The organism is Winslowiella iniecta, assembly GCF_001267535.1.
Taxonomy (GTDB): Bacteria; Pseudomonadota; Gammaproteobacteria; order Enterobacterales; family Enterobacteriaceae; genus Erwinia; species Erwinia iniecta.
In genome coordinates this window covers 198,521-206,559 of the sequence record NZ_JRXE01000005.1, presented here as the reverse complement: position 1 = coordinate 206,559, position 8,039 = coordinate 198,521, and the positions used below count along the sequence as shown (strand labels likewise).

Sequence of the window (8,039 nt, the reverse complement as noted above, 5' to 3'; positions counted from 1 at the left end):
ATCTCGGCGGCGTCAGTCCGCAGGCCTTTGAACAGGCCTCGTCGTGAGGACAGAATTTGTCTACTGGCGTGGGGTCAGTCCACTAGCTCTTATGTACAAAATATTTCGGCAATGTACAAAATTTATTAGTCCAGAACAACATCACAGCGCCTGCGCACACGCCCACGCCGAGCTCCACGCCCACTGGAAATTATAGCCGCCTAACCAGCCGGTCACATCGACCACTTCGCCGATAAAGTACAAGCCTGCCACATCACGCGCTTCCATGGTTTTCGATGAAAGCTGAGTGGTATCGACGCCGCCCAGCGTCACCTCGGCGGTGCGATAGCCTTCGGTGCCGTTTGGCTGTACCCGCCACTGGTGCAGTGTCGCCACCAGTTCACTCTGCTGACGGCTGTTAAGCTGTTTCAGCGTGACATCCGGCACAACCGCCAGGGTTTGCAGCACCTCGATTAAGCGCTTCGGCAGCACTTTTGCCAGGGTGTTTTTCAGGCTCTGATTCGGGTGACCCGCGCGTTCTTCATTAATAAACACGTCCAGATCCTGCGCGGGGGACAAATCGATGGTGACAAACTCTCCCGGCTGCCAGTAGCTGGAGAGCTGTAATACTGCCGGACCAGACAGGCCGCGATGGGTAAACAGCATCGCTTCTTTAAATACCGTGCCATCTTCGGCAGTCATCACCGTGGGCAGCGAGACGCCGGAAAGCGTCTGCAAATGGTCGAGCAAAGGTTTGTGCAGGGTAAATGGCACCAGCGCGGCGCGCGTCGGGAACACCCGCAGGCCAAACTGCTCGGCCAGCTTGTAGCCAAACGGCGTCGCACCCAGACCGGGCATGGATAAACCACCGCTGGCAATCACCAGTTTTTCCGCCTGCACCGTGCCGCCATTCAGTTGCATGGTATAGCCATGCTCATCGCGTTCAACATTCAGCACTTCACTGCGCAAACGCAGCGTGACATTGCCCTGCTGGCACTCTTTCATCAACAGCTCAACAATCTGCTGCGCCGAGTCGTCGCAGAACAGCTGGCCGAGGGTTTTCTCGTGCCAGGCAATACCGTGACGGTTGACCAGGTCGATAAAATCCCACTGGGTGTAGCGCGCCAGCGCCGATTTAGAAAAATGTGGGTTGTGCGACAGATAAGCCGCCGGGTCGGTATACAGATTGGTGAAGTTGCAGCGTCCGCCGCCGGACATCAGAATTTTGCGCCCTGGCTTTTTGCCGTTATCCAGCAACAGCACCCGGCGACCACGCTGGCCTGCCTGTGCGGCACAGAACAGTCCTGCGGCCCCTGCGCCGATAATGATAACGTCAAACTTTTCCACAACTCACTCCTGCCGGCTGGCAAAAAAACGCTGATTGTAGAGAGTTGCTGGCGGTGATGCCAGCGTAACAAAACTGCAGGGAAAGTAACACAATGTAACCGCCTAATTTATAGGCTTTTTTCACCCCCAAATCGGGGCCTGTTACGCTTTAATGTCAAAAAAAGTCTATATTTCACTTTCCCCCGGCGCGGTTTGTCGCTGATAATGCGCCGCGTTCATGTCCTCCAAAATGGCGTAACGCTTATGCTACATCTGTTTGCTGGTCTTGATTACCATACCGGCCTGTTATTAGTACTCGCACTGATGTTTGTGCTGTTCTACGAAGCAATCAATGGCTTCCATGATACCGCCAACGCAGTGGCCACTGTTATTTACACTCGTGCAATGCGCTCGCAGTTAGCGGTTGTTATGGCCGGGGTATTTAACTTCTTTGGCGTTTTGCTGGGCGGTTTAAGCGTTGCCTATGCAATTGTCCACCTACTCCCCACCGATCTGCTGCTCAATGTAGGATCGGCTCACGGGCTGGCGATGGTCTTTTCCATGCTGCTCGCCGCGATTATCTGGAACTTAGGCACCTGGTATTTCGGTCTGCCTGCGTCCAGCTCCCATACGCTGATTGGTGCCATTATTGGTATCGGTCTGACCAACGCGTTGCTGACCGGCTCCTCGGTGGTCGATGCGCTGAATATTCCCAAAATGATCGGCATTTTTATGTCGTTAATTTTGTCTCCGATTATTGGTCTGGTGGTCGCAGGGGGTCTGATTTTCCTGCTGCGTCGTTACTGGAGCGGCAACAAAAAGCGTCGCCGTATCCATATGACACCTGCCGAACGTGAGAAGATCGACGGCAAGAAAAAGCCGCCATTCTGGACGCGTATCGCCCTGATCGTTTCCGCTATCGGCGTGAGCTACTCACACGGTGCGAATGATGGTCAGAAAGGCATCGGCCTGATTATGCTGGTATTGATCGGCGTGGCTCCTGCGGGCTTCGTGGTGAATATGAATGCTTCCGGTTATGACATCACGCGTACCCGCGATGCGGTCAACCATCTGGAGCAGTATTACCAGCAGCACAGCACCACGCTGACGCACATCATTGAGATGGCGCCACCTGCGGTGCCCACGCCGGAACAGGTGCCAAGCGGGCCGAAAGAGTTCCATTGCGACAGCGCACGCGCTCTGGCGGCAATTCAGCAAACTCAGGGTCTGCTGAATAATTTGCAGAGCTATGACAGCCTGAACGTCGATCAACGCGCCCAGATGCGTCGCCTGCTGATGTGTATTTCTGACACCGCCGATAAAGCGGCGAAACTGCCGGAAACCAGCGCAGACGACAAACGCTTCCTCAATAAGCTGAAAGGCGATCTGCTGAACACCGTTGAGTATGCACCGGTGTGGATCATTATTGCGGTTGCGCTGGCACTGTCGATTGGCACCATGATTGGCTGGCGTCGTGTGGCGACCACCATCGGTGAAAAAATCGGTAAGAAAGGCATGACTTACGCTCAGGGGATGACGGCGCAGATGACCGCGGCAGTCTCCATTGGCGTGGCCAGTTATACCGGCATGCCGGTATCCACCACGCATATCCTCTCCTCTTCCGTAGCCGGTACGATGCTGGTTGACGGCGGTGGCGTACAGAGTCGCACTATCAAGAATATCGCGCTGGCGTGGGTGTTTACCCTGCCGATCTCGATTTTGCTTTCCGGTGGTTTGTACTGGATTGCATTGCAGTTTATTTGATAGCAGTGTCTTTAAGGGCGGCAGCGACAAACTGCCGCCCTTTTTCATTTCAGCGCCGGAACTCAGTGCCAGATAGCTAATCCCACCAGACTGAGTACCACCAGCCCACAGAGCGCGCTGGTCAGAATAAACTGCCCACGTAACCGCTCACAGCGGCGAATAAATTCATCGTCATGATGATCGCGATAACGCTCCGCCCAGATATAGCGCACCAGCCGCACCTGCTTACTCGGTTGCCCATGCGAGGTAAAGAAGCCTGCGCCGTCAACATATTGATAAAGTAATGGATCGCAGCCGCGCAGCACCACCAGCAGCGCACGCAGAGAAGAGTAATACCGCGCCATATTCACTAAACAAACCACACATAACGCCCAAAACAATGCGATGGTGCTGATCATGATCCCCTCCCGGCTATTACCGCAAGGACAGTTTTCAACGGGTCACGCTGAACACGCCCCACAACGTATTGCCAACCATTATTGAACCGGACCGAATTGTTTATTATGAAAGAAGATGGCGACCACCAAGCGATGTTGAGACCGTCATACTTCAGTGTAGGAGATCTGCTCAATTATTTTCCAGCGATGTTTCACCGCAGGCGACAAAATGGAAAAAAATTCACCTTGATCGACATCGCAAAGGATGCGCCGGGCAACAACATCTGTTAACAATTAGCGCTATACTCAAGACATAACAAAGTGATGCGGACAGCACTTGCGCCTCACGGCAGGCATCTAATGGAAGGAGTTTAATCATGTCTTATAAACATATCCTGATAGCAGTCGATCTCTCCCCGGAAAGTAAACTGCTGGTCGAAAAAGCAGTCTCACTGGCACGCCCTTATGACGCCAAAGTGTCGCTGATTCATGTTGATGTCAATTACTCCGATCTCTATACCGGACTGATTGATGTCAATCTTGGCGATATGCAGAAACGTATCTCTGAAGAGACCCACAGCGCGCTGACCGAGCTGTCGCAGAGCGCCGGTTACACCATCAGCGAAACGCTGAGCGGTAGCGGCGATTTGGGCCAGGTGCTGGTTGATGCGATTAAAAAGTACGACGTGGATTTAGTGGTTTGCGGACATCACCAGGATTTCTGGAGCAAGCTGATGTCATCCGCACGCCAGCTGATTAACACCGTCCACATTGATATGCTGATCGTGCCCCTGCGCGATGAGGAAGACGACGAGTAACCCTCGCGCGCGCTGATTCCGACCTTCCCCCATCACGTGGGGGAAGCGGGATTATGTCAGCGGTGGATAAATATCAAAGCGATGGCTTTTGGTGGTCACTGCTGATTGCGTGACCACCTCTGCCAGTGGCGGCGCATAGTCAGGGCGCTTAACCACCACGCGCTTCTTCGCCAGTAAGCGAGCCGGTTCCAGCAGGCCATCCGCATCTTCATCGGCACCGACCAGCGTCTGAAATACCCGCATCTCTTTCTTCACCAGCGCACTTTTCTGCTTGTGCGGATACATCGGGTCGAGATACACCACATCAGGCTGCGGCGTAATATCGGTCAGCGCCGTCAGGCTGGACGCATGTAATAACGTCAGCCGCTCGCGCAGCCAGCCGCCAATCTCCGCATCCTGATAGCCGCGTTGCAGGCCATCATCCAGCAGTGCCGCCACCACCGGGTTGCGTTCCAGCATCCGCACCCGGCAACCCACGGACGCCAGCACAAAAGCATCGCGTCCCAGTCCGGCCGTCGCATCCACCACATCCGGCAGATAGCCACTTTTGATACCGACCGCTTTAGCGACCGCTTCTCCACGCCCGCCACCAAATTTGCGGCGATGCGCCATCGCGCCGCCAGTGAAATCGACAAAGATACCGCCGAGCTTCGGCTCATCACGCTTGCGTAACTCCAGATGCTGCGGCGTCATCACCAGCGCCATCAGCGCCTCATCGTCATGCTCAAGCTGCCAGCGCTGCGCTAAAACAGATAAGGCGTCGTTATCGACGCCTGATTCATTGATTAAACAGATTTTCACGCGCGGCGTTATCCCTTAATGCCGTAGTGATCCAGCATCGCGTCGAGCTGCGGTTCACGGCCACGGAAGCGTTTAAACAGCTCCATTGGCTCTTCAGAACCGCCGCGCGTCAGGATGTTATCGAGGAACGACTGACCGGTTTCGCGGTTGAAAATACCTTCCTCTTCAAAACGCGAGTAGGCATCCGCCGCCAGCACATCAGCCCACAGATAGCTGTAGTAACCGGCTGCATAACCTCCGGCAAAGATATGGCTGAAGGCGTGCGGGAAACGCCCCCATGACGGGCTTGGTACGACCGCCACCAGCTTCTTAATCTCTGCCAGCATGGTCAGGATTTGCGCGCCCTTCTCAGGTTCGAACTCGGCGTGCAGACGGAAATCGAACAGGCCAAACTCCAGCTGACGCAGGATAAACAGCGCCGCCTGGTAGTTCTTCGCCGCCAGCATTTTGTCCAGCAGCTCCTGCGGCAGCGGCTCGCCGGTTTCGTAGTGACCGGAGATAAACGCCAGCGCTTCCGGTTCCCAGCACCAGTTTTCCATAAACTGGCTTGGCAGCTCGACCGCATCCCATGGCACACCGCTGATACCTGAAACCCCCGGCGTTTCAATGCGCGTCAGCATATGGTGCAGGCCGTGACCAAATTCGTGGAACAGCGTGGTCACTTCATCGTGGGTAAACAGCGCAGGTTTGCCGCTGACCGGACGGTTAAAGTTACAGGTCAGGTAGGCGACCGGCTTTTGCAGCGTGCCGTCCGCTTTACGCATCATGCCCACGCAGTCATCCATCCATGCACCGCCGCGCTTGTGCTCGCGCGCATAGAGATCAAGATAGAAACTGCCGCGCAGTTCGCCGCTCTCATCGAACAGATCGAAGAAACGCACATCGTCGTGCCAGACATCGACATCTTTACGCTCTTTCGCCGTAATGCCGTAGATGCGTTTGACCACTTCAAACAGGCCATTTACCGCGCGTTCTTCCGGGAAGTACGGGCGCAGCTGCTCGTCGCTGATGGCGTACAGATGCTGTTTCTGCTTCTCACCGTAGTAAGTCAGATCCCACGGCTGCAGTTCGCTGATGCCATGTTGTTGCTCAGCAAACGCTCGCAGTTGTGCCAGCTCCTGCTCGGCCTGCGGACGCGCGCGTTTCGCCAGATCGGTCAGAAACTCAGTGACCTGCGCCGGGCTTTCCGCCATTTTGGTCGCCAGCGATTTATCGGCATAAGAGTCAAAGCCCAGCAGCTGTGCCAGTTCATGACGCAGCGCCAGCTCTTCCGCCATCACTTCGCTGTTATCCCACTTACCGGCATTCGGCCCCTGATCGGAAGCACGCGTTGAGTAAGCACGGTACATCTCTTCACGCAGCGCCTGGTTATCGCAGTAGGTCATCACCGGCAGATAGCTCGGGATATCCAGCGTCAGCAGCCAGCCCTGCTGTTCTTTGGCTTCAGCCTGCGCTTTTGCTGCCGCCAGCGCGCTTTCCGGCATACCGGAGAGTTCCGCTTCGTCAGTAATCAGCTTGCTCCAGCCCATTGTGGCATCCAGCACGTTGTTGCTGTAAGTCGAACCCAGTTCCGACAGGCGCGCCGCGATTTCGCCATAGCGCTTCTGCTTCTCTTTCGATAAGCCGATACCGGACAGCTCAAAATCACGCAGCGCATTATCTACCGCTTTTTGCTGCGGCTGACTGAGCGCCGCATAGCTGTCGCCCTCTTTCAGATTGCGATACGCCTGATACAGGCCTTCATGCTGACCGACCCAGGTGCTGTACTCTGACAGCAGCGGCAGCGTCTGCTCATAGGCCTGACGCAGCTCCGGGCTGTTTTTAACTGAATTCAGATGGCTGACCGGCGAGAACAGACGACCGAGGCGGTCATCCACTTCGGCTAACGGCTGGCAAAGATTATCCCAGGTGTAAGGCGCGCCCTGAGCCACGGTTTTCTCGACCGCAGCACGGCAATCATCAAGTGCGGCCTGAACGGCTGGCACAACGTGTTCTGGTTTGATTGCGGAAAAAGGAGGGAGCGTAAAAGAAGAAAGTAACGGATTGGTCATAGCGCAGTCCTTATGGTTGTGAGTGGCGCTGCTTTGCGCGCAATCTGGCAATCTGATTAACATGCGGTTAAGTGTAGCGAAAATCAATGGTGGCCGGGCGAGTTGTCGACAACATAAGCAGGTCGATAAAAAACCCGCGCCGACTTTTCAGCAATTTTTCTCTCTTCCAGGTATACTATCGCCATACACGCGCCCGCATCGTCTGCGCAGCTATCGCCCCTCTCCTGTTTCGTCAGGAACGCACCGGATATCACCAAAGTTATGTTGAGTTATCGCCACAGTTTTCACGCCGGCAACCACGCTGACGTTCTTAAGCACACCGTACAAAGCCTGATCATTGAAGCGCTGAAAGAGAAAGAGAAACCTTTCCTTTATCTCGACACCCATGCGGGTGCCGGACGCTATCAGCTAAGCGGTGAGCATGCAGAGCGCACCGGCGAATATCTGGAAGGCATTGCGCGCATCTGGCAACAGGACGATCTGCCGGAAACCCTGCTGCCTTATATCGATGCAGTTAAAGCGCTGAATAAAAACGGTAAACTGCGGTTCTACCCAGGTTCGCCGCTGATTGCCCGCCACCTGCTGCGTGAAGATGACAAACTGCAGATGACGGAGCTGCACTCCAGCGATTTCCCGATGCTGCGTAATGAATTCCTGAAAGATAACCGTGCGCGCACCGAAAAGGCCGATGGTTATCAGCAGCTGAAATCGAAACTGCCGCCGCACTCTCGCCGTGGCCTGATTTTGATCGATCCGCCTTACGAACTGAAAACCGATTATCAGGACGTGGTAAAAGGGATTCAGGAAGGTCATAAACGCTTTGGTACCGGCGTGTTTGCGCTGTGGTATCCGGTGGTATTACGCCAGCAAATTAAGCGCATGTGTAAGGATCTGGAAGCCACCGGCATTCGCAATATTCTGCA

General features: G+C 54.9%; 8 protein-coding genes. 4 read left to right on the top strand and 4 right to left on the bottom strand.

Annotated elements, in window-relative coordinates; genetic code table 11:
- Window positions 1-141: 141 nt before the first annotated feature.
- The gene (locus NG42_RS05170) at window positions 142-1,326 is read right to left on the bottom strand and encodes a BaiN/RdsA family NAD(P)/FAD-dependent oxidoreductase (RefSeq protein ID WP_052898192.1); all 1,185 of its coding nucleotides are present in this window, start codon (window positions 1,324-1,326) and stop codon (window positions 142-144) included.
- 243 nt (window positions 1,327-1,569) lie between these two features.
- Here NG42_RS05170 and pitA point away from each other — a divergent pair, with 243 nt between their 5' ends.
- Window positions 1,570-3,069, top strand: a complete 1,500-nt coding sequence (gene pitA, locus NG42_RS05165) for an inorganic phosphate transporter PitA (RefSeq protein WP_156322256.1) — start codon at window positions 1,570-1,572, stop codon at window positions 3,067-3,069.
- A gap of 62 nt (window positions 3,070-3,131) precedes the next feature.
- Here the strand turns inward: pitA and uspB are convergent, their stop codons facing one another.
- Window positions 3,132-3,467 carry a universal stress protein UspB gene (gene uspB, locus NG42_RS05160; protein ID WP_052898190.1) on the bottom strand — a complete coding sequence of 112 codons (336 nt, stop codon included), beginning with the start codon at window positions 3,465-3,467 and terminating at the stop codon, window positions 3,132-3,134.
- Between the two features lie 105 nt (window positions 3,468-3,572).
- Between uspB and NG42_RS22590 the strand changes: the two genes are divergently transcribed.
- Complete coding sequence (locus NG42_RS22590) at window positions 3,573-3,737, top strand: hypothetical protein (RefSeq protein WP_156322257.1); 165 nt, start codon at window positions 3,573-3,575, stop codon at window positions 3,735-3,737.
- An 86-nt stretch (window positions 3,738-3,823) separates the two neighbouring features.
- Window positions 3,824-4,264 (top strand): universal stress protein UspA, encoded by a 441-nt coding sequence (gene uspA, locus NG42_RS05155; RefSeq protein ID WP_052898189.1) that lies wholly within the window; start codon window positions 3,824-3,826, stop codon window positions 4,262-4,264.
- A 51-nt stretch (window positions 4,265-4,315) separates the two neighbouring features.
- Here uspA and rsmJ read toward each other — a convergent pair whose 3' ends face one another.
- Both rsmJ and prlC read right to left on the bottom strand, forming a co-directional pair.
- The gene (gene rsmJ, locus NG42_RS05150; protein WP_052898188.1) at window positions 4,316-5,065 is read right to left on the bottom strand and encodes a 16S rRNA (guanine(1516)-N(2))-methyltransferase RsmJ; all 750 of its coding nucleotides are present in this window, start codon (window positions 5,063-5,065) and stop codon (window positions 4,316-4,318) included.
- 8 nt (window positions 5,066-5,073) lie between these two features.
- The gene (gene prlC, locus NG42_RS05145; RefSeq protein WP_052898187.1) at window positions 5,074-7,116 is read right to left on the bottom strand and encodes an oligopeptidase A; all 2,043 of its coding nucleotides are present in this window, start codon (window positions 7,114-7,116) and stop codon (window positions 5,074-5,076) included.
- Between the two features lie 261 nt (window positions 7,117-7,377).
- On the opposite strand from prlC, the gene NG42_RS05140 reads away from it, so the two are divergent.
- The coding region (locus NG42_RS05140) for a 23S rRNA (adenine(2030)-N(6))-methyltransferase RlmJ (protein WP_420911299.1) at window positions 7,378-8,039 on the top strand (662 nt) is incomplete at its 3' end.